Source organism: Algibacter sp. TI.3.09 (assembly GCF_038154905.1).
In the GTDB taxonomy this organism is placed as follows: Bacteria; Bacteroidota; Bacteroidia; order Flavobacteriales; family Flavobacteriaceae; genus Algibacter.
The window spans coordinates 188,944-210,246 of sequence record NZ_JBAKAN010000002.1 but is presented as its reverse complement, the minus strand read 5'-3'; the positions used below and the strand labels follow the sequence as shown (position 1 = coordinate 210,246).

The 21,303-nt window shown below is 33.9% G+C and carries 20 protein-coding genes; 5 read left to right on the top strand and 15 right to left on the bottom strand.

The genetic code is table 11. The annotated features are described in order from the left end of the window. Positions 1-97 precede the first annotated feature (97 nt). The 3 genes from rpmA to V6246_RS08695 all read right to left on the bottom strand — a co-directional run bounded on the left by rpmA (position 98) and on the right by V6246_RS08695 (position 1,586). Complete coding sequence (rpmA, locus tag V6246_RS08705) at positions 98-358, bottom strand: 50S ribosomal protein L27 (RefSeq protein ID WP_158846950.1); 261 nt, start codon at positions 356-358, stop codon at positions 98-100. 41 nt (positions 359-399) lie between these two features. Further along, positions 400-1,035, bottom strand: coding sequence for a 50S ribosomal protein L21 (gene rplU / locus V6246_RS08700; protein WP_159018556.1), 636 nt, complete (start codon positions 1,033-1,035; stop codon positions 400-402). A 98-nt stretch (positions 1,036-1,133) separates the two neighbouring features. Beyond that, positions 1,134-1,586, bottom strand: a complete 453-nt coding sequence (locus V6246_RS08695; protein WP_341560039.1) for a DUF4199 domain-containing protein — start codon at positions 1,584-1,586, stop codon at positions 1,134-1,136. 183 nt (positions 1,587-1,769) lie between these two features. Between V6246_RS08695 and V6246_RS08690 the strand changes: the two genes are divergently transcribed. Continuing rightward, positions 1,770-2,279 (top strand): heavy-metal-associated domain-containing protein, encoded by a 510-nt coding sequence (locus tag V6246_RS08690; RefSeq protein WP_341560038.1) that lies wholly within the window; start codon positions 1,770-1,772, stop codon positions 2,277-2,279. Between the two features lie 56 nt (positions 2,280-2,335). Here the strand turns inward: V6246_RS08690 and gldD are convergent, their stop codons facing one another. From gldD to mutY, 4 genes are all read right to left on the bottom strand, one after another. Next, positions 2,336-2,917: a gliding motility lipoprotein GldD gene (gene gldD, locus V6246_RS08685; protein ID WP_341560037.1), complete on the bottom strand. Its 582-nt coding sequence runs from the start codon at positions 2,915-2,917 to the stop codon at positions 2,336-2,338. A gap of 2 nt (positions 2,918-2,919) precedes the next feature. Continuing rightward, entirely contained in the window at positions 2,920-4,224 is a 1,305-nt protein-coding gene (locus V6246_RS08680) for a gliding motility-associated protein GldE (RefSeq protein WP_159018552.1), read from the bottom strand. Between the two features lie 53 nt (positions 4,225-4,277). Further along, positions 4,278-4,727, bottom strand: a complete 450-nt coding sequence (locus V6246_RS08675; RefSeq protein ID WP_159018551.1) for a single-stranded DNA-binding protein — start codon at positions 4,725-4,727, stop codon at positions 4,278-4,280. Between the two features lie 155 nt (positions 4,728-4,882). After that, a complete protein-coding gene (mutY, locus tag V6246_RS08670; protein ID WP_341560036.1) occupies positions 4,883-5,923 on the bottom strand; it encodes an A/G-specific adenine glycosylase in 1,041 nt (346 codons plus the stop codon). 138 nt (positions 5,924-6,061) lie between these two features. Here mutY and V6246_RS08665 point away from each other — a divergent pair, with 138 nt between their 5' ends. From V6246_RS08665 to V6246_RS08655, 3 genes are all read left to right on the top strand, one after another. Then, positions 6,062-6,352 carry an HU family DNA-binding protein gene (locus tag V6246_RS08665; RefSeq protein WP_042496479.1) on the top strand — a complete coding sequence of 97 codons (291 nt, stop codon included), beginning with the start codon at positions 6,062-6,064 and terminating at the stop codon, positions 6,350-6,352. A gap of 356 nt (positions 6,353-6,708) precedes the next feature. Beyond that, positions 6,709-8,256 carry a ribonuclease E/G gene (locus tag V6246_RS08660; protein WP_341560035.1) on the top strand — a complete coding sequence of 516 codons (1,548 nt, stop codon included), beginning with the start codon at positions 6,709-6,711 and terminating at the stop codon, positions 8,254-8,256. A 277-nt stretch (positions 8,257-8,533) separates the two neighbouring features. Next, the gene (locus tag V6246_RS08655) at positions 8,534-8,920 is read left to right on the top strand and encodes a hypothetical protein (RefSeq protein ID WP_341560034.1); all 387 of its coding nucleotides are present in this window, start codon (positions 8,534-8,536) and stop codon (positions 8,918-8,920) included. Between the two features lie 30 nt (positions 8,921-8,950). On the opposite strand, the gene V6246_RS08650 is transcribed toward V6246_RS08655, so the two are convergent. From V6246_RS08650 to aspS, 8 genes are all read right to left on the bottom strand, one after another. Beyond that, entirely contained in the window at positions 8,951-9,541 is a 591-nt protein-coding gene (locus V6246_RS08650) for a DUF6515 family protein (RefSeq protein WP_341560033.1), read from the bottom strand. A 204-nt stretch (positions 9,542-9,745) separates the two neighbouring features. Then, a complete protein-coding gene (locus V6246_RS08645) occupies positions 9,746-10,240 on the bottom strand; it encodes a hypothetical protein (protein ID WP_341560032.1) in 495 nt (164 codons plus the stop codon). 373 nt (positions 10,241-10,613) lie between these two features. Then, on the bottom strand, positions 10,614-11,651 hold the full coding sequence (locus tag V6246_RS08640; protein ID WP_341560031.1) for an aldo/keto reductase: 1,038 nt from the start codon (positions 11,649-11,651) through the stop codon (positions 10,614-10,616). Positions 11,652-11,740: 89 nt separating this feature from the next. Next, complete coding sequence (locus tag V6246_RS08635) at positions 11,741-11,977, bottom strand: hypothetical protein (protein WP_341560030.1); 237 nt, start codon at positions 11,975-11,977, stop codon at positions 11,741-11,743. 34 nt (positions 11,978-12,011) lie between these two features. Continuing rightward, a complete protein-coding gene (locus V6246_RS08630) occupies positions 12,012-13,799 on the bottom strand; it encodes a chloride channel protein (protein WP_341560029.1) in 1,788 nt (595 codons plus the stop codon). A 145-nt stretch (positions 13,800-13,944) separates the two neighbouring features. Then, positions 13,945-15,738, bottom strand: a complete 1,794-nt coding sequence (locus V6246_RS08625; RefSeq protein WP_341560028.1) for a chloride channel protein — start codon at positions 15,736-15,738, stop codon at positions 13,945-13,947. Position 15,739: 1 nt separating this feature from the next. Beyond that, positions 15,740-16,456 (bottom strand): DUF6503 family protein, encoded by a 717-nt coding sequence (locus V6246_RS08620; RefSeq protein ID WP_341560027.1) that lies wholly within the window; start codon positions 16,454-16,456, stop codon positions 15,740-15,742. Positions 16,457-16,500: 44 nt separating this feature from the next. Further along, entirely contained in the window at positions 16,501-18,255 is a 1,755-nt protein-coding gene (aspS, locus tag V6246_RS08615) for an aspartate--tRNA ligase (protein WP_341560026.1), read from the bottom strand. A gap of 288 nt (positions 18,256-18,543) precedes the next feature. Here aspS and V6246_RS08610 point away from each other — a divergent pair, with 288 nt between their 5' ends. After that, positions 18,544-21,174, top strand: coding sequence for a TonB-dependent receptor (locus tag V6246_RS08610; protein ID WP_341560025.1), 2,631 nt, complete (start codon positions 18,544-18,546; stop codon positions 21,172-21,174). Positions 21,175-21,303: the final 129 nt, after the last annotated feature.

The following is a 21,303-nucleotide window of genomic DNA, read 5'->3' as shown; positions in this document are numbered from 1 at the left end:
AACATTAAAAGAACATTTAGTAAATATTGATTTTTATCAACGCAAAAACCCTTTCTGTTTCCAGAAAGGGTTTTTATTTTATTAAGAACGTTAATTTCTAAGCTTCGAAAGGCTCGATAGAAACGTAAGATTTATTATCTTTTTTCTTAGTAAATTTTACAAGACCATCAACATATGCATGTAATGTATGATCTTTTCCTTGGTATACGTTTTCACCTGGGTGATGCGTGTTACCACGTTGTCTTAAAATGATATTTCCAGCAATAGCAGCTTGTCCACCAAATATCTTAACGCCTAAACGTTTTGATTCTGATTCTCTACCATTCTTCGAACTACCAACTCCTTTTTTATGAGCCATGATCTAAGGTTTTATATTGTTATACTTAAGTAATTCAGCAATTAAGCTTTACCACCATCTAATTCGTCTTGCCATTTTTTCAACTCATCCCACTTACCATCAGCAGCTAATTGAGCTTGTGCTGGCCATGTGTCGGTTACGTGGTTACCACGAACATCAGCGATGATTTCAGAAATTTTTGAAGCTTCAGTTTTTGCTAATTCAGCAAATGTTGCAATTCCTGCAGCAACTAAAGTTTCAGCGATTTTTGGTCCAATACCTTCAACTTTTTTCAAGTCGTCTGCTTTTCCTGTTGCTTTTTTAGCAGCTGGCTTAGCTTCGGTTTTTGGTTCTGCCTTTTTTACTGGTGCAGCTTTTTTAGCTCCAGAAGTAGCAATACTTTCAATTACGATTTCCGTTAAAGATTGACGGTGACCATTTTTTACACGGTAACCTTTACGTCTTTTCTTTTTGAAAACAATAACTTTATTGCCTTTAAGGTGTCTTAAGATTTTAGCACTTACTTGTGCTCCATCTATAGCTGGGGCGCCTACAGTTATGTTGTCACCATCTGCAATTAAAAGAACGTTGTCGAAAGAAACTTCCTTACCTTCTTCTGTTGCTAAACGGTTAACAAAAACTCTTTGGTCTTTTTCAACTTTAAATTGATGCCCTGCTATCTCTACAATTGCGTACATAGCGTAACGTTTTTATTAATTAATTTGTTTATAAAATGTGCTTATTTTGTCCATAAGCGGGTGCAAATATACTGCTAATTAATTAATTTACAAACGATTTATTCTTTTTCAGGCATATTTCGGCTTATTTTAAAGCGTTGCATAATTACAAAGGCAGAAACTACTGTTGTGGCTAAACCCATTACGGCAACTATAAATGTAATTAAACCCGCGTTAATATTGAAGTTTCCGTTCATGGAATTGGTAAGTGCGGGTAAATAGTCTTGATCTATCTCTGTAGAGTAAATTAAAAAAAAAGATGTAAAAATTAAAGTTGCTATAAAACCAGTGAAAACTCCAGTTTTAAAACCTTCGCCATAACTAAAGGTGTTAATGTTTTGTAATTTACGTAGGCGTATAACTTCATATATACCAAAACCAGTAATTACAGAATTAAATAAACTATACAGTGGATTTTTGTGTAAATCGAATAGCCCGAGAAGCAAGAAATATGCAATTAATACAGCACTTGTAACGAGTCCGAATCTAAGTGAGAGCGATATTTTTTTCATGGTTTTTATAGTTTAGTCCTTTTCAATTTCGTGAAAAATTGTGATTTATCATAATATTTAAATGTTTTTTGATTGTAAATATTGTAATCAGTCTGTTATAAGAATCATAAAAAAATATCAATTCTATGCTCTAAATAACAAGTATTTAGTAATTTTGTTTTTCAATAAAATAAAAAACTAGTTATGAAAATGATAAAAAATATTTTAATGCTTGCAGTGGTTACAGTTTTTGCATTTAGTTGTAAGAATGAAGCTAAAGCTGAAGTGAAAACGGTTGAGCATGCTAGTGATGCTGTAGCTCAGTTAGACCCGAATGCAACTTATGCTAAAGCAGAATTTACTATTGAAGGCATGACATGTGCTATGGGATGCGCAGCAACTATAGAGAAAAAAATAGCTAAAATGGAAGGTGTAAAATCTTCTAAAGTTGATTTTGATAAAAAATTAGCAATGGTAGAATATGATGAAGCTAAAGTTTCTCCAGAATCTCTTACTAAAACGGTAGCAAGTGTTGCTGATATGTATAGCGTAAAAGATATGAAGACTGTAGATGCTTTTTCAACAGGAAAAGAAACAGCAAAAACATGTGAGCCAGGATGTGAAAAATCTTGTTGTACTGCTGGTGTAAAAGAAGGAGAGAAAATGAGTTGCGCTGCCGATTGTAAAGAGGCTTGTTGTGCTAAAAAAGCTTAGTACTTTTACTTAATAATATATTTAAACGCTTTGGTTTTTTAACTGAAGCGTTTTTTTTATTTCCATTTTATACTTTCCATAATGCGTTTCATATCATTTTGTAAATAGTGTGATGCTGGTAGTATGGAATCGTAATTTGGTTTTGTTTTAAAGTAAAGTGAAGCGGTTAAAAAGTGGTTTACGCTATCCGTAATGTAAAATTGTGCCGGAGATGCAACGTTTCCTATAACTTCAGAAAACAATCCATAAACCTTACGTTCATTGTTTTCATAAGGATAAGCAGGGATTTCATCAGCTTTCTTGGTGTGTTCTAGTGTTAGCTTTTGTGCGTCTTCAATAAAATCGGCTAAGTTTTTCTTATCGTTTTCAATAGCTTTATAGGTTAGAAAAATGGTGCCTTTTAATGTTGAATATTCTATGTTTAGACCATAACTTTCCGTTGAAGCACGTAGTGGTTTTACTTTAATTTGCTCGGCTAATGCATTTGTTTCAAACGTAAAAGGGAGCGCTTCTAATGGCGCGTTAGAATACCTTGCTGCCGGATACTCTAAGCTTAGAAAAGCTTTTGGTTTAGGTATGTAATCTTCATTACAAGATAAGCATGCTATGGCTAAAAAAAACACGTAAAACTTTTTCATAATTATGTTATTGTAAACTTAACGAGCCTTATTCTTTTTTTGTCTAAAGCCTCAATAGTGAAAACGTAATTTTTAAAATTTATTTTACTATTGAGTTTGGGGAAGCTTTTTGAAATCTCTAAAACAAAGCCTGCAACTGTTTCTGCTTCACCTTTATGGTCTTCAAAAATAGTTTCATCTTCAATTTTAATAATTTTATAAAAATCTTTTAAAGCTGTTTTGCCTTCAAAAACGTAATTGTTATCGTCTAGTTTGGAGTATTTTAAGTCTTCATCGTCAAACTCATCACTAATATCTCCAACTATTTCTTCAATAATATCTTCTAAAGAAATTAAACCCGAAGTTCCTCCGTACTCATCTACAACAACTGCTAAATGGACTTTTTTCTCCTGAAACTCCGCCATTAAATCATCTAGCTTTTTGTTTTCAGGAACAAAAAATGGCTCACGGATTAAGGTGGCCCAATCAAATTGTTTTCTGTCAATAAAAGGAAGTAAATCCTTAACGTAAAGAATACCTTTTATGTTGTCTATATTGTCTTGATAAACAGGGATTCTAGAATAGCCGTTTTCTACAATTTCGGGCATAATATCCATGTATTTTTGATCAATATTAAGAGCAAAAATATCTATTCTAGGGCGCATGGCTTGTTTGGTATCTGTGTTTCCAAAAGATACAATGCCTTGCAGAATACGTTGTTCTTCCTTAGTAGTGTCTTCTTCGCTAGTAAGTTCTAGAGCTTGTGATAATTGATCTATACTTAAATTCGATTTTTGTCTCCCTAATTTGCTGTGTATGGCTAATGTTACACTGCGCATAGGTAAACTAATAGGTGAAAGTAAAACATCTAAAACCCTTAACGGATATGCCATAAAACTGGCAAATTTTAAGTTGTTTCTGCTTGCATAAATTTTTGGTAAAATCTCGCCAAATAATAAAATTAAGAAAGTTACAATGATAACTTCTAAAGTGAATTTTAAAACGGGGTTTGCAATACCTTCAAATAAACTACTGCTTAGGTAGGCGAATAAAATAACAACGGCAATGTTTATAAAATTATTGGCAACCAAAATAGTAGCTAATAGTTTTTTTGGACGTTCTAGAAGTTGTAAAATAATTTGAATACGTTTAGATTTTGCTTCCAAATCGGCTTCAATATCAGATTTTGATAATGAAAATAAAGCGACTTCCGCTCCAGAAATAAGAGCAGAGCAAAATAAAAGTAAAAATAATAGCAAGTATCCTAAGGCAACAGAAAAATCTATCGCTACAAATAAACTAATTAAACTTGTGGGGTCAGGATCCAAGAGCTTGAGTTTTAGTTAAACACAGGGTTCTCGAAAAAGCATCGAGAATAAAATTAAAATGGTAAGTCGTCATCGGTGTCTTCAATGGGTTTACTTGCTGGTTGCGGACTCGCGGGAGCAGGTTTTTGTTGTGTTGGTGCGTTGTTGGCGTTACTTTCGCTTTCTTTTTTAGTTGAAAGAAAAGTAAAATCGCTGCATTGTATTTCGGTAGAGTATCTATCGTTGCCTTTTTCGTCTTGCCATTTTCTGGTTTTCAATCGGCCTTCAATATATACTTTATCACCTTTGCTTAAATATTTTTCGCAAATTTCTGCGCCTTTATTTCTTACAACAATATTATGCCAATCGGTGTTAGTAACACGCTCATTAGTTTGCTTGCTAACATAGGTTTCGTTAGTTGCTAAAGGAAAACGACCAACACAGCCGCCACCTTCAAAGTAGTGCATTTTAACTTCGTCGCCTAAATGCCCAATTAGCATAACTTTATTTAATGTTCCAGACATAATTTCTTGTTTTAAGAGAAAGCAAAAATAGATAAATAATTCCTATTTATCTTTATTTTAAATCAACCGAAGTGGATTGTTATTTTTGCAAAAAAGGATTTTATATTCCTTTTTCTAAAATTAATAAAAAAATGTTGTTTGCGCGTATTAATTAGTTAAAAATTAAAAGCTTCAATAAAATCGCCAATTAAAATAGGAACAGCAAAATCGCGAATGTTTTCCATAGGAATACCATTTACAGGGAGTTTTTCAACATTAACAATCCAAAATTGAGTGTAAAGATGCTGGTGCGATAATTTGTGCACAATAGCATCCTTATTATATAGGAGTAATTCGAATTTTTGATTTGCTAGTAATTCGTGGGTTTTTATTAAGGTTTTAAAGCTTTTTGGATCTACAGTGCTTTCAGTTTCAACTAAAGGAAATTGATATAAGTTTTGCCATATACCTTTACCTTGGCGTTGTTGTAAAATGGTTTGCTCGTCTTCAGAAATAAAAACTAAAAAATTGAAATGCTTTTTTTTGGCTTTGGCCGATTTAATTTTTACAGGTAACTCGCCAATTAAGTTTTTATTAAAAGCAATACAACCTTTACTAAAAGGGCATACACTACAATCTGGACTTTTAGGTTTACATTGTGTAGCGCCAAACTCCATAATAGCTTGGTTAAATTCTGCTGGTTGTTTCTTATCTATTAATTTCTGGGCAAGTAATTTAAATTCTTTTAAACCTTTAGTAGAGTTTATAGGTGTCGAAATTCCAAAATAGCGAGATAATACTCTGTAAACGTTACCATCTACTACAGCCTCAACTTCGTTAAAGCAAATAGAAGCTATAGCGCTTGCGGTATAATCGCCAACACCTTTTAGTTTTAAGAGTTCTTTATAGGTGTTTGGGAAGTTACCATTTAGGTTGGTTGCCACGTGTTTTGCTGTAGCGTGTAAATTTCGTGCTCTAGAGTAATACCCTAAGCCTTGCCAAAGTTTTAAAACATCGTCCTCATTTGCGTTTGCTAAATCGAAAACTGTGGGGTATTTAGCGGTAAAAGCGTCATAATATGGTAACCCTTGCTTAACCTGAGTTTGCTGTAAAATTATTTCAGAGAGCCAAATATAAAAAGGGTTTGTGGTTTTTCGCCATGGTAATTCTCTCTTATTTATTGAATACCAGTTAATTAAAATTTTTGAGAATATCATAATTGAATTTATAGCGGCTGCAAAAATAAACGTTTATAATCTTAAATTTTAATGAATTAGGTTTGAAATATTGAAAATTTAATTCCTATATTTGCATCCCTTTTAGAATTTATAGTAACATTAAAAATAATAGCAATAATGACAAAGGCTGATATAGTAGCAAAAATTTCTGAGAAGTTAGGAATTGAAAAAGGAGATGTTCAAGCAACTGTTGAGACATTCATGGAAGAGGTAAAAACTTCTTTAGAAGGTGGAGATAATGTATATTTAAGAGGTTTTGGTAGCTTTATCATAAAAACTAGAGCAGAAAAAACAGGTAGAAATATTTCAAAAAATACTACCATTAAAATACCTGCACACAACATCCCTGCATTTAAGCCTGCAAAAGTATTTGTAGAAGGCGTTAAGACAAATGTAGACGTAAAATAAAAACACAAGTACTGGAATCGCTTCAGTATTACAGAATTATTAATTTTAAAACACTCTATTTATGCCAAGTGGTAAAAAACGTAAGAGACATAAGGTAGCAACTCACAAACGTAAAAAACGTAGACGCGCTAACCGTCACAAGAAGAAAAAATAAATCAAAAAAGTAGTTAGATTAGCTACTTTTTTTGGTTTTAAAAAACAAACAAAGTTCTTTGAAATGAGTTCATTCAATTAAAAATAATGGACTCCACAGATTTATTAAAAAATCCTGTGAGTTTGGTGAAGTAATTCACTAAACCAAAATATTGTATAATCCATCTGTCTCGATTTTTTCGAGGTGGATAAAAATTAACAAAATGGATAAAGAATTGATTATTCGATCTAGTTCCGAGCATGTTGATTTTGCCTTATTAAAAGATGGAAAACTTATTGAATTACAGAAAGATGAAGATGGTAACAATTTTTCGGTTGGCGATGTGTTTATTGCCAAAATAAGAAAAACGGTTCCTGGTCTAAATGCCTCATTTGTTAATGTAGGCTACGAGAAAGATGCATTTTTGCACTATCACGATTTAGGACCAAAACTACCTTCACTTTTAAAATTCACAAAACGTGTAAGCACAGGTAAACTTAAAGATTTTTCTTTAAAAAATTTCCCATTTGAAAAAGACATCGATAAAGACGGTAAAATTGTCGATGCCTTAAAATCAAACCAATCGCTATTAGTACAAATAGTAAAAGAACCAATATCTACAAAAGGTCCTAGAATAAGCTCAGAGCTTTCTATAGCTGGTAGATACATTGTTTTAGTTCCTTTCTCAAACCGTATCTCTATTTCTCAAAAAATAGAAGACCGTGAAGAAAAAGACCGATTAAAACGACTGGTAAAAAGCATCACCCCTCCGGGTTTTGGTATTATTGTTCGTACAGTAGCACAAGGCAAAAAAGTAGCCGAACTGGATAAAGATTTACAAACATTGTTAGGTCGTTGGACCGCAATGTGTAAAAAATTACCGAAAGCACAACACCCCAGTAAAGTATTGGGCGAAATGAATAAAGCCTCATCAATTTTACGAGATATATTCAACGATACCTTTACAGGAATTACCGTGGATGATGAAACGCTTTTCGATCAAATTAAAGACTATTTGCAAGAAATTGCACCTAAAAAAGAATCAATCGTTAAATTGCACCAGTCCAAAACCCCGATTTTCGAAAAATTCGGCATCGAACGACAAATTAAAACATCGTTTGGTAAAACCGTATCTATGGCAAAAGGCGCCTATTTGGTAATAGAACATACCGAAGCCCTTCACGTTATTGATGTAAACAGCGGAAACCGATCTAATAAAGCCAACAGTCAAGAAGACACAGCGCTAGAGGTTAATTTAATCGCAGCTACCGAAATGGCTCGCCAATTGCGTTTACGCGATATGGGAGGCATAATTGTAGTCGATTTTATAGACATGACCAATGCTGAGAACAGGCAAAAACTCTTCAATCACTTACGTGACGAAATGAAGGATGATAGGGCAAAACACAAAATATTGCCACCAAGTAAATTTGGACTAATACAAATAACGAGACAACGCGTTCGACCAGAAATGAACATTAAAACACGAGAGGAAAATCCCGACGTGATAATTAATGGTTCCGAGGTAGAAGCACCAATAGGTATCGTGGAAAAAATTACTCACGACCTAGAAAGACTTATTAAAAAAGACTATAAAAAGCTGACATTAAACACACATCCTTTTATAGCAGCCTTTATTACCAAGGGCTTTCCATCTATGCGTTCAAAATGGTTTTTTGAACACAAAAAATGGGTTAAAATTTTACCAAGAGATGCTTACACGTATCTAGAATATCATTTTTTCGATGAAAATGGTAATCAAATTAAATAATATAAAAAACCCTTACTAATATCTAGTAAGGGTTTTTTTATGCAATATATTTTGGGCGTTACCACAAGGGTCGGGCTTTCCGCAGTCGCTTTTTTGTGTTGCATAGGTGCAACCACACAAAAAGAGCTCCAACAATGCTCCAATCCCTAACGCAGTTTATCGACTAATTTAGTCGTGTTTCGTTAATTTTTAGTACTTTACGGTAATCATGTTAAATATAATAGTCTGTAATGTATACATTTGCAAACCCAAAAAAATATTACAAACTTAACCTCGCATGATACATTCCGTTTATAACGAAGAATTAAAAATTCTAGAAACTCAATTTAAAGACGATGTTAGTATGCACGACATCGTTGGTTACTTAAAATCTTTTCAAGAGAAAACAAGTTACCCAAGGCAATTAAGAACTATGGTTGATGCTAGAGACGCTACCTTTTCATTTTCATACAAAGCATTAAAATCCTTTAATAAAGTAAAAACAGAGTCTTTAAAATGCTACACTATCGTAGTAAGCGCTGTTGTAATAAACAGCCCCGCAACTGCCGCAATAAGCACGCTTTATGGTGCAATTGCTAGAAATAAAAAGTATAAATACAAAGTGTTTTCTACGCACGAGGCCGCTGTAAGCTGGCTAGAAGGTTACGAGTTTTTAGACGAATAGATCCTTTATACCATAAATACAAAAGATTAATTAGTTTTCAATAAAGCCAATAACCTCGTAAGCTCTAGTACCGTCTATCTGAACTTTTTCATAAAGCACATCATTAAACTCGTAATATCTCGCGCCATCAATGGTTACTTTTTCACCATCTTCTGGTAGTTCATAAACTACAGTTCCAATTTCTGGAGTAATAACTTCATAATAATTGTTAACCTGAGTGAAGTAAATACCGTTATGAGTAAAATAGCTTCTGTTGTTAAAATTAATTCTTTTGTAACCTACCGGAAGTGTTTTTATTTGAAAACCAGCAGTTGGTACAACTGGTAAATAACGACCACCATTTAATCTAAAAAACTTATTGTTGGTATAATAAATAGAAGTACCATTATGCTTTATAGCCACAGAAGATTTTGGTATACTTCTAACCGATACTACTTTTCTTGTAGGTGTTTTGTAAGTCACTTTACTTCGTGAAATAGGCTTTGCCTTGGCTGTAGTTTTTGTTACGGTTTTAGTAACAGTTGTTCGTTTTGTGTTTTTTTTATTGTTTTGAGCAACACTTGTTGCTGAAAAACCTAATACTAATAAAAGGGCAATGGTTGTTTTTAATATAGTCTTCATGATAATTTTTTTTAATGTTATTAATACCATTTAGACCATATAAAAACTGTAGTGTTTAATCGTTATATGGAGTTTAACATTTCTTTATCACTTATGGATACTGTATTATTAGCTGTTTTTGAGGCTTATTTGTTTGTCTGTTAGTGAAATAAAGTGTTTTTTAAGTTGTTGTGTTTTTACTCTAATAAAAGCTGAAGAGGCTTATTATTCTTCGAAAAATATAGGTTCGTCTTCCTTCTGTGAGAGTTGATGCGTGTGGCGAACAATAAAATATAGAGCTAAAATGTAAAAAGCCCGATCTGCGTAGTAAACTGAATAAATCTTGTGATAATAGCCTGTAAAAGCACACAGATCTGACAGTGCTAAGCTAAATGTTGCAAGCATGAAGTACATAGAGCGTTTAGTGTTTTCTTTAAAATTATGATTAACAGATAGTGCACACATAGTTATTAATGATGCTCCGTACATGTAGAGTAACATTTCTTGAACATGATCTAAAAGCACGTATTTAATAGTGTGAATAATGTCGTATAGTTTGTAAACGTTAAAAAGAATTAAGGCAACAAAAAAGCTGATAATGTATTTATTGAGGTTTTTTACCTGTACTTTTTTAATTATGTAGTTGATAAGGGTAACATAACCTATAACCGTTACTAATGAAGTGAGTTTATTGAGTACAATATTTTCGTAGAATAACATAAAAACATCTGAAACAATAAAGCATAAAAAAGCAAAGAGTAATTTGTAATATCTATAGCCTTTATTTATCAGAAATAAAATAAAAAAACTAATAGCAGTTGTAAGCCGCAATATTCTACTGGTCTCAAGATATTCGTGATATATAGAATACGAGCTTACTAAAAGTAGAATAATAGAAACTGTAATTAGTGTTTTAATGTTCAAACGCATTGGCTAACGTGAAATCTGGTACTGTGTTTAAAAGATTGTTAATTTATTGGAAATAAGTATAAAACACTAGATAATTGTCATTCAAAATTGTTTTTTATATTCATTTTAAATAAATAAAAAATCTATTTTTATCAGTCGGCCGCTTACAAAAAGAAAATTAGTTTTATGGAGCAGGGTTTGGTATCTCTGCATGCACTGCATTTATTTGTTCTAAAACGTCTTCACTTAACGTGATGTTAATAGTGTTTATGTTTTCTTTTAACTGCTCTAAATTTGTTGCTCCAATAATATTACTAGTAAGAAACGGGCGTTGATTAACAAAGGCAAGCGACATTTCTGCAAGCGACATATTATTGTCTTCCGCGATCTTTAAGTAACGTTTTGTGGCTTCGGTAGCCTGCGGACTGCTGTATCTTGCAAATCTAGGAAATAGGTTTAGTCTGGAGTTTTTAGCTTCGGTTCCCTTTATGTATTTACCAGATAGCACACCAAATGCCATAGGAGAATAGGCTAGTAAGCCTAAGTTTTCGCGTATTGAAACTTCTGCCATGTCACCTTCAAAAACACGGTTTATTAAAGAATAGGCATTTTGTATGGTTGCCATTCTTGGCAAGTTGTTAATTTTAGATTCTGCTAGGTAACGCATGGCTCCCCAAGCTTTTTCGTTAGACATACCGATATGACGAATTTTACCAGATTTGATAATGCGATCTAAAGTATTTAAAATCTCATTAAAGTTATCTTTCCAAGCATCGTCCGGATTGTGTTTGTAGTCGCGTGTTCCAAAATAATTTGTTTGTCTTTCTGGCCAATGTAACTGGAACAAATCTATATAGTCGGTTTGTAGGCGTTTTAATTCTCCATTAACAGCATCGTCAATAGCTTTCGGACTAAAACCAGTTGTGCGAATGTGAGCTGTGTAATCGCCAACACCTGCAATTTTAGATGCTAAAATCACTTTCTCTCTATGGCCTGTTTTTTTCAACCAAGTGCCAATAACTTTACTAGTTCGGCCTTGTGTTTCGGCTGTTGCGGGAACAGGATATAGTTCGGCAGTATCAATAAAATTAACACCTTGTTCTAATGCGAAATCTAATTGTGAATGACCTTCAGCTTCACTATTTTGGTTTCCCCATGTCATGGAGCCTAAACATATTTTACTAACTTTTATATCTGTATTTGGAAGTGTTGTGTATTTCATGTGTTGTTTTGAGAGTAAGTTTAATTTGAAGTTTTAGTAATGAAAAGAAGTAAACAGTTCCTGTCCATCTCCAGAGGTTTATTTAGAATTTAAGATTTTTTGTCGCGTTGCGATGCGTTCATTTTATCTAAATTCTCTTTAGTAAGCATATAGTCTTTAGGGTCTTTATCTTTCCATCGGTAGTATGAAAATATAGGGAAAACAACCAAGAAGAGTCCGGTAACCCCAAAACCTATAAGTTTTTGAGCGTAATCTACTTCTAAAAAAAATCCGAGAAGAATACTGGTAAATGCTGCTATGGTTAATATTGTGATAAGGTATTTCATGCTTTAATTTATTCTTTTTTTATGGTGAACAGCGTTATTTTGTGAATTTTATAAGCTGTTGTCTGTATGCGGTTAAAAGTTTAGATTTAGAAATATATCCAAAGTATTTACCTTTTTTAATAACTGGTAAATTCCAGGCACCACTGGTTTTAAATTTCTCCATTATGGTGTTCATGTTATCGGCATCGTATTCTATAATTCCGGCATCTGCATGCATAAGGCTTTCGGCTGTTACGGTTTCATATAGATCGGAATTGAACATAATATGTCGTACATCATCTAGTCTAATTACACCAAGAAATTCATGTTCGTCATTAACCACCGGAAAATGGTTTCTAGAAGATTTTGCTACTGCATTATTCAGGATATCTCCCAATTTCATTTCTGGCTTTAGCGTTATAAAATTAGTTTCAATAACTTTATCGATATCTAAAACCATAAGTACATTTTGGTCTTTGTCATGAGTCATTAATTCGCCACGTTCAGCTAATTTCAAGGTGTAGATAGAATGCGAAATAAAATATTTTGTAAAACTGAAAGATATAGCAGAAACAAGCATTAATGGCACAAAAAGTTCATAACCACTCGTGATTTCAGCAATAAGGAAAATAGCTGTAAGTGGTGCGTGTAGTACACCTGCCATTAAGCCCGTCATTCCAATAAGCGTGAAATTAGATTCTGAAACGTGAAATCCGAGTCCGATGTTGTTAATAATTTTGGCAAAAGCATTTCCTAAAGCGCTGCCCATAACTAATGTTGGGATAAACACACCGCCAACACCACCGGCTCCAAAAGTAGTCGTCATGGCAATGGCTTTAAATATTGAAATACCAATAAGTAGGGCAATAACAATCCAGATATTTGAGAGGTCTAAATCAAAAGGTGTTTTGCCAATAGCGGCTAAATGGTCGCCTTTTAATAAGTTGTTCATTAATCCATAACCTTCACCGTATAATGGCGGAATAAAATACAACATGGTGCCTATGGCTAAACCTCCAATGATAAGGCGGACTGCTCTGCTTTCAAACTGTTTAAAGAAGTTGGTTATCGCAAAAAAGACTTTAGAAAAATATACTGATGCTATGGCTGTTACCAAACCAAGAAGTACATAGAAACCTATGTCTTTAATTTCAAATTTATCGGTTAGTTCAAAACGTAGTAAAACATCGGTTCCTAAAAACATGTAAGATGTTAACACGGCAGAAACTGATGCAAGTAGTAAAGGAACTAATGATGTGAAAGCAATGTCTAAACTAAAAATTTCTACAGCAAATACAATGGCCGCAATTGGGGCTTTAAACATTGATGCCATAGCTCCTGTAGCAGCGCAGCCAATGAGTAGAAGTCTTGTTTTACTGCTCATATGAAACAGGCGAGCGGCATTGGATCCTAACGCAGAACCCACACTAACGGCAGGGCCTTGTAGACCTACCGAACCACCAAAACCAGCTGTTAACGGTGCTGTTATTAATGATGCGTAGATATTATATCGCGGTATAATGCCATTTAACTTTGAAATAGCATGTAGCGTTGAAGATATACCGTGGCCAATATGTTTTTTTAACCAGGTTTGTTTTATAATATAAACAAGTAGCAACCCAATGATAGGAAAAATAAAATAGAGCGCGTGGTGATGATTTTTGAACGTTTCGTACTCAAAAAGTAAGCGGATGTAGTGTGTGAGATTTTTAAGTACAACGGTGCCCATTCCGGCTAAAAAACCAGCTAGAATACTAAGTATATACACAAATTGAGGTTCGGAAACATGTTTGTATTTCCAAATTAAAAATTTACGTAGTCTTTTTTTAGTAGTTGTAGGCATGGTTTAAAATTACTAAAACGTCTGTATCACTTACTGATAATGGTTTGTATTTGCATGTTTTGACACCAATACACGAATTTCAATAATTTTTTTGGCATTACATGATATTATCGGACAAATTTTGGTTTTGAATAAAAAATTAGATTTAAGATTCGGCTTGTAAATTTATCAATTGACGCCTGTATGATGTTAAAAGTTTCGATTTTGTTATGAAACCATAATATTTTCCATCTTTTTTAACTGGTAAATTCCATGCGCTACTGTCTTGGAATTTCTTCATAATATCGGTCATTTTATCCTTATCCAAATTAATAACTTCGGGTGGTTTTTGCATTAAGTCTGATGCTGTAACTTCTTTGTAAAGTGACTGATCGAACATAATAGAGCGTAAATCATCTAATAAAATAATACCTACTAGTTTTTTACTTTCCTTGTTAATAACCGGATAAATATTTCGTTTTGATTTTTTTACAGCCTTTTGAATAATTTCTTCTAAAGTCATTGTTGGATATAAAACCGTAAAGTTGGTTTCAATAACTCTATCAATATCCATTAAAGTTAGAACCGCATGATCTTTATCGTGAGTTATTAATTCTCCTTTTCGGCCTAATTCCATGTTGTAAACGGAATGGGGTTTGAAGTATTTTGTAATACTAAAAGAAATGGTTGACGTTAACATTAGCGGTACAAAAAGCTCGTAGCCTCCTGTAAGTTCTGCAATTAAAAATATGGCTGTAAGCGGCGCGTGTAGTACTCCTGCTAAAAGGCCGGCCATGCCAACTAAGGTGAAATTACTTTCTGAAAGCGGTGTGCTTAATAAACCACTATGATTGATGATTTTAGATAAACAAAAGCCCATAATACTACCCATAAATAAAGTTGGTGCAAAAATTCCACCAACACCACCAGCACCAAAGGTAAGCGCGCTAGCAACAATTTTGAAAAGCATAAGTGCTATAAGAAGTAAAATAACATTCCAGATGTTTGATAAATCTAAACCGAAGATGTTGTTTTCAAGCGCTTTTTGTGGATTGCCAACAATTAAGTTATTGATTACATCGAACCCTTCACCGTATAATGGCGGAATTAAATAAACCAATAAACCAATACCGGTACCACCAACTATTAATTTTTTAATAGGCGATTTTAATGAATCAAAAAGCTTTTGGATGCGATCGTAAACTTCAGTGAAGTAAATAGAAATAAAAGCAGCTATAACCCCTAAAAGGATGTAAAATGGTGCATCGGAAAGGTAGAATTTGTCTTCAATTCTAAATGGTAAAATTACATCGTCTCCAAAGAAAAATTGAGAAGTTAAAATTGCCGAAAGAGATGCTAATAATAATGGTAACATTGAAGCAATAGTTAGATCTAAGCTAAACACTTCTATCGCAAAAATAATGGCGGCAATGGGAGCTTTGAAAATAGAACTCATGGCTCCAGCAGCAGCACAACCCACAAGTAGTGTTCTTGTGGTTTGGTTCATGTGGAACATTCTGGCAATGTTTGAACCTAATGCTGCACCTGTTGCAACAGTTGGCCCTTCTAGTCCTACCGATCCACCAAAACCAACGGTTAAAGGTGCTGTTAAAATAGAGCCAAACATTTGAAAAGGTTTCATGATTGCCTTACGTTTTGAAATAGCATAAAGCGTAGAAGGAATACCGTGACTTACCTTGTTTCGTATAATATATTTTATACCTAAATACACTAAGGTTAAACCTAGAATAGGAAATAGGAAATAGAATGCGTGATGGTAGTGTTTTATTAGTTTAGCCTCTAGTAAATGCTGAATAAAGTGGGTTAGATTTTTTAAAACAACCGCACCCATACCTGCGGTAAAACCTATAATAATACTTAATAGGTATACAAATTGCTTTTTGGAAATATGCTTAGCTCTCCAAATTAGTATTTTCTTTAAAACGGTTTGTTTAGGCATTTTAATTTGATGCGTTTTTCGATAAAATATCGGTAGCTAAATACTTATCGTTTTTGTTGTAATACCAAGCTCTATTTTTTGGCATTTTAATTCCGTTTATAGTCTCTAAATCGGTTAGCAAAATATATTCGCCATCGTTTTTAGTTTCATCTTTAAAAAACTGATAAACCTCCATAGCGTAGGTTTTGGGGTTGAAGTAGAAATACCAAGTATCTTTACCTACTTCTTTGGAGTAGGTTGCCTTTAGAACTAAATAGTCTTTTCCTTTAAATGTTTTTTGAGTTACGTTTGGATCTATAATAGTGCCCTCATCATTTAATTTCATTGGTAAACCATATAGATAGGTGTAGTAGTCTTTAAATAAATTGGCGCGTTTACAATTTAGGTTGTGTTCTTTTTTTAATGCTTCAGATAAATCGGTGCTTCCATTTATAGATAGCGTGCAGTCTAATTTATTAATAATAGATTCTATTACTAGGCTGTCTTTTACGGTTTTTAAAGAAAAATATTCTTTAGGTAAGCTTATTGTGATATTGCTTTGTCGCTCGGGTTTGTTTGGCATTTTCAAGCTAACCGTAAAACGACCATCGAAAGTTTCCCAACTGCTATTTGGATCGTGAAATTGGATCGATTTTTTTAATAATTCTGGTCCTGTTATAGTTTGAGCTAGAGCTATTGTTGAAGCGAAAACTAATAAAAAGAAGGTTAAGTTTTTCATATATTCAGTTTACTAAAAAATCCTGCAAAAGCAGGATTTTAATATTATGATTTTAAATTAAGCTTTAAACTCAATTCTGTTAATTGATCATCATCAATTCGAGCAGGCGCATCAATCATTACATCGCGTCCTGAGTTATTTTTTGGGAAAGCAATAAAATCTCGAATGGTTTCTTGGCCTCCTAAAATGGCAACCAGTCTGTCTAGTCCAAAAGCTAAACCACCGTGTGGCGGTGCTCCGTATTGAAAGGCATCCATTAAGAAACCAAATTGTGCTTTTGCTTCTTCTTCAGAAAAACCTAAATGTTTAAACATTGTGGCTTGTGTTTCTTTATCGTGAATACGAATAGATCCTCCGCCAATTTCGTTTCCGTTTAAAACCAAATCGTATGCATTTGCTTTTACATCACCTGGGTTCGTGTCTAGTAATTCTAGTTGACCTGGTTTAGGAGATGTAAACGGGTGGTGCATGGCGTGGTAATGCCCGGTTTCTTCATCAAGTTCCAGTAAAGGAAAATCGATAACCCATAAAGGAGCAAATACTTTCGGGTCGCGTAAACCTAAACGTTCTGCTAATTCCATACGTAAAGCACTTAATTGTGCGCGTACTTTATTTTTATCGCCAGAAAGTACACAAACTAAATCGCCTGCTTTAGCACCGGTAACTTCTGCCCATTTTGCTAAATCGTCTTGATCGTAAAATTTATCTACTGAAGATTTAAAGGTTCCATCATCATTACAACGTGAGTAAATCATGCCTAAAGCACCAACTTGTGGACGCTTAACCCAATCTATTAATTTATCAATTTCTTTTCTTGTGTAGCTATTTCCGCCGGGTACAGCAATACCAACAACTAATTCTGCATTATTAAAAACGCCAAATTCTTTATGTTGTGTTACAGTATTTAATTCGCCAAATTCCATTCCAAAACGGATGTCTGGTTTATCGTTTCCGTATAAACGCATGGCATCATCGTAAAGCATTCTTGGGAATTTATCAATGGAAACACCATTAACTTCCTGTAGTAAGTGACGGGTTAAACCTTCAAAAACATTTAAAATATCTTCTTGCTCAACAAAGGCCATTTCACAATCAATTTGTGTGAATTCTGGCTGACGGTCGGCACGTAAATCTTCATCTCTAAAGCATTTTACAATTTGAAAATACTTATCCATACCACCAACCATAAGTAATTGTTTAAAGGTTTGTGGCGATTGTGGAAGTGCGTAGAATTCACCAGCATTCATACGAGATGGTACTACGAAATCTCTTGCGCCTTCTGGTGTAGATTTTATTAAATATGGTGTTTCAACTTCAATAAAACCTTCTTTAGATAAATAGTTTCTAACTTCTTGAGAAACTTTAGATCTAAAAATTAAACTGTTTTTTACTGGATTACGACGAATATCTAAATAGCGATATTTCATTCTAATGTCTTCGCCACCGTCCGTTTTATCTTCAATAGTAAATGGAGGAATTACAGATTTGTTCAAGATCTTTAAATCTGAAACTAAAATCTCAATATCCCCTGTTGGGATATTTTGGTTTTTTGAAGCACGTTCAATTACCGTTCCTTTCACCTGAATTACAAATTCACGACCTAAGTTTTGGGCTTGCTCTATTAAATGTTTACTAGTGCGCTCTTCATCAAAAACAAGTTGTGTAATACCATAACGGTCACGTAAATCGACCCAAACAATAAAACCTTTATCTCTAGACTTTTGAACCCAACCAGATAGGGTTACTTCTGTGTTAATATGTGTGGCTGTTAATTCGCCGCAATTATGACTTCTGTACATTGTTGTAAAATTGAGGTGCAAATTTAATGAAATACGGCGTAGTATAAATTTTTATAATTGTTTTTTTAAGTAAATGAAGCTTTTAAACTCGTGAGTTGGTAAAATGGATTGAGATTGTAAAAGTGTAATGCGTTAATAAAATGGCTTAGGCATTTACTGATACTTTGGTTTTTTGTGCTTAACGATGTTATAATCTAATTATTATGCTTAAAATTTTGCGATATTCTTGTAAATGAAATAATTATATGCATATATTAGCATTAACTAACTTTTAAATAAAATAACATTATGAGTAAATTTTTGAACACAAAATGGTTGATGTTCCTCTTTTTTTTGAGTGCTCCAGCTTTATTAATTGCACAACAAGTAACCGGTGTGGTTAAAGACGATTCTGGCGCGTTGCCAGGTGTATCGGTAATTGTACAGGGAACGTCTAGTGGAACCACCACGGACTTTGATGGCAAGTATAACATTAATGCTAGTAATGGAGCTGTTTTAGTGTTTTCTTATGTGGGTTATGAGACACAAGAAAATACCGTTACCGGAAATAAAATGAATGTGACTATGCAATCTGGCGTTGCTCTAGATGCTGTTGTATTAACAGGAAATAGATCGAAACCGAGAACTATTTTAGATTCTCCTGTGCCTATTGATAATATAGGTTTAGATGAAATGCGTAGCACAGGGCAACCAACGATAGATAAAATGTTAACGTATAAGGTGCCATCTTTCAATTCTACAACTCAAGCCGTATCTGATGCAACAGCGCATTTTGATCCAGCAGATTTACGTGGTTTAGGGCCAAGTAGAACGTTGGTTTTAGTTAACGGAAAGCGTAAAAATCAAAGTGCTTTAGTTTATATTAATGATACACCAGGAAAAGGTGAAGTTGGTGTAGATTTAAAAAGTATTCCAGCGGCAGCTATTGAGCGTATCGAGGTTTTGCGTGATGGAGCTTCGGCACAATATGGATCGGATGCGATTGCTGGTGTAATTAATATGGTATTGAAAAAGAATGTTGAATATACTACGGTAAACGTAAACTCTGGTGTTACGACTGAAGGCGATGGTTTTAATTTTGGAGTCGATTTAAACACAGGTTTAACTGGTGAAAACGGAGGATATTTAAATGTTACTGCTGGATATTATGAACAGAAAAAAACGAATAGACCGGGATCTCCAGGAACAGATGCTTTAATTGGAGTAGGAGCTGATGATCCAACTTGGGGAGCTTGGTTAGCCGATAATCCAGATTTAGGAATGAATGTTGGTCAGCCTGAGTTAAAAAAAATCGATTTGTTTTTTAATGCAGGAATTCCGTTTAATAATGATTCTGGTGAGTTTTATTCTTTTGGTGGTTTTACTTCTAGACAAGGTACAAGTTTCGCTTTATACAGAGCGCCTTATTGGGTAGGAGATCCGTTTAATTTATTACACGAAGCGGGTTCAGATTATAATGGATTCCAGCCTACTTTTGAAACCGATGTTATGGATAACAATTTAACAGCTGGTGTAAAATGGAAACTATTTAATTTCGATGTAGATTTTAGTGGAACTTACGGAAGAAATAGAATTGATTATGATGTAAACAACACGTTAAATCCAGATTTGGGAGCCAGCAGTCCTACAGAATTTGCAGTTGGAGGTTATACGTTTAGTAATACGTTAGCGAATTTAGATTTTTCAAGAGTTTTAGGTAAGGTTAATGTTGCTTTTGGGGCAGAAATTAAGCAAGAAAACTTTTCTGCTAGAGCGGGAGATGCGGCATCTTATTACAACCCTACTGGGAATGGTAATGCACAATCTTTCCCTGGTTTGCAGCCATCTAATGCAGTGCGCGCCGATAGACATAATTATGGTGTTTATGGAGATTTAGAGTGGGAGCCAACAGATGCTTTATTGATTGGTGGGGCTATTCGTTACGAAGATTTTAGCGATTTTGGCGATAACGTATCATGGAAAGTTAGTGGGCGTTATTCTTTAGGAGATAAAGGGGCATTGAGAGCTTCTTATAGTACTGGGTTTAGAGCACCATCTTTACATCAAATATATTTAAGTAATGTGCAAACTTTAGTTTCCGGAGGAAGTATTTCTAACCAAGGAACATTTAATAATGTAGATCCTGTTATTAGAGAAGATTTAGGTGTGCCACAACTTACGGCAGAAACGTCTAAAAATATATCGGCTGGTATTACATATAAAATTAAATCTAACCTTTCTGTTTCAGCGGATTTTTATAATGTTAAAGTTGATGATCGTGTTTTATTTACTGGTGAAATTGGGTTTGATGGAGATGACTCGTCAATGAATCCTGTTGAGAGTGTGTTGGCGGCTAATTCTATTACAAGTTTGAAGTTTTTCGTAAACGCTGTAAGTACTAATACTTCGGGTGTTGATTTAGTGATTAACTACACTAATATTGAATTAGGTGAAGGTATTTTGAATGCTGCGTTAGCTGCTAACTTTAACGAGACTACAATTAAAGGAGAGATTGATACGCCTCCTATATTTGCTGCAAACGGCTATGATATTTTTAGTAGAAAAGAACAGGCTAGAATTACATCATCTAGACCGAAATCTAAAGTATTATTAGGTTTAGATTATGATTTGAATAAATGGAATTTTATTTTGAATAACACTTATTTTGGAGAAGTTACCTGGCAACACGGCAGTAGTCCTGCATTGGATCAAACTTTTGCCGGAAAAGTAATCACCGATTTAATTGTTGGTTATGAGTTTAGTGAAAAACTATCGGGTAACATTTCTGTAAATAATTTACTTAATGTATATCCAGATGAATTGGATGCTAAAGGTGATGTGGTTACCGATCTTGGAGGTCGTTTTAAATACCCTTGGGAAGTAAATCAATTTGGGTTTAATGGTACTGTTTTAAATGCAAGCTTAGCCTTTAAATTCTAGAGATCATTTTATTGTTTTAGCAGAGATGTTTATTTAAGCGTTTCTATTTTATGGAAACCCCAGATTTTGGAAAAAACACCAAAATCTGGGGTTTTGTTTTAAGTTTAACATTTTTTTTAGAAAATTTAA

What these genes read in the sequence shown, in the direction of transcription:
- rpmA (WP_158846950.1), bottom strand. Translation starts at nt 358, where the DNA reads ATGGCTCATAAAAAAGGAGTTGGTAGTTCGAAGAATGGTAGAGAATCA.
- rplU (WP_159018556.1), bottom strand. Translation starts at nt 1,035, where the DNA reads ATGTACGCAATTGTAGAGATAGCAGGGCATCAATTTAAAGTTGAAAAA.
- V6246_RS08695 (WP_341560039.1), bottom strand. Translation starts at nt 1,586, where the DNA reads ATGAAAAAAATATCGCTCTCACTTAGATTCGGACTCGTTACAAGTGCT.
- V6246_RS08690 (WP_341560038.1), top strand. Translation starts at nt 1,770, where the DNA reads ATGAAAATGATAAAAAATATTTTAATGCTTGCAGTGGTTACAGTTTTT.
- gldD (WP_341560037.1), bottom strand. Translation starts at nt 2,917, where the DNA reads ATGAAAAAGTTTTACGTGTTTTTTTTAGCCATAGCATGCTTATCTTGT.
- V6246_RS08675 (WP_159018551.1), bottom strand. Translation starts at nt 4,727, where the DNA reads ATGTCTGGAACATTAAATAAAGTTATGCTAATTGGGCATTTAGGCGAC.
- mutY (WP_341560036.1), bottom strand. Translation starts at nt 5,923, where the DNA reads ATGATATTCTCAAAAATTTTAATTAACTGGTATTCAATAAATAAGAGA.
- V6246_RS08665 (WP_042496479.1), top strand. Translation starts at nt 6,062, where the DNA reads ATGACAAAGGCTGATATAGTAGCAAAAATTTCTGAGAAGTTAGGAATT.
- V6246_RS08660 (WP_341560035.1), top strand. Translation starts at nt 6,709, where the DNA reads ATGGATAAAGAATTGATTATTCGATCTAGTTCCGAGCATGTTGATTTT.
- V6246_RS08655 (WP_341560034.1), top strand. Translation starts at nt 8,534, where the DNA reads ATGATACATTCCGTTTATAACGAAGAATTAAAAATTCTAGAAACTCAA.
- V6246_RS08650 (WP_341560033.1), bottom strand. Translation starts at nt 9,541, where the DNA reads ATGAAGACTATATTAAAAACAACCATTGCCCTTTTATTAGTATTAGGT.
- V6246_RS08645 (WP_341560032.1), bottom strand. Translation starts at nt 10,240, where the DNA reads ATGTTATTCTACGAAAATATTGTACTCAATAAACTCACTTCATTAGTA.
- V6246_RS08640 (WP_341560031.1), bottom strand. Translation starts at nt 11,651, where the DNA reads ATGAAATACACAACACTTCCAAATACAGATATAAAAGTTAGTAAAATA.
- V6246_RS08635 (WP_341560030.1), bottom strand. Translation starts at nt 11,977, where the DNA reads ATGAAATACCTTATCACAATATTAACCATAGCAGCATTTACCAGTATT.
- V6246_RS08630 (WP_341560029.1), bottom strand. Translation starts at nt 13,799, where the DNA reads ATGCCTACAACTACTAAAAAAAGACTACGTAAATTTTTAATTTGGAAA.
- V6246_RS08625 (WP_341560028.1), bottom strand. Translation starts at nt 15,738, where the DNA reads ATGCCTAAACAAACCGTTTTAAAGAAAATACTAATTTGGAGAGCTAAG.
- V6246_RS08620 (WP_341560027.1), bottom strand. Translation starts at nt 16,456, where the DNA reads ATGAAAAACTTAACCTTCTTTTTATTAGTTTTCGCTTCAACAATAGCT.
- aspS (WP_341560026.1), bottom strand. Translation starts at nt 18,255, where the DNA reads ATGTACAGAAGTCATAATTGCGGCGAATTAACAGCCACACATATTAAC.
- V6246_RS08610 (WP_341560025.1), top strand. Translation starts at nt 18,544, where the DNA reads ATGAGTAAATTTTTGAACACAAAATGGTTGATGTTCCTCTTTTTTTTG.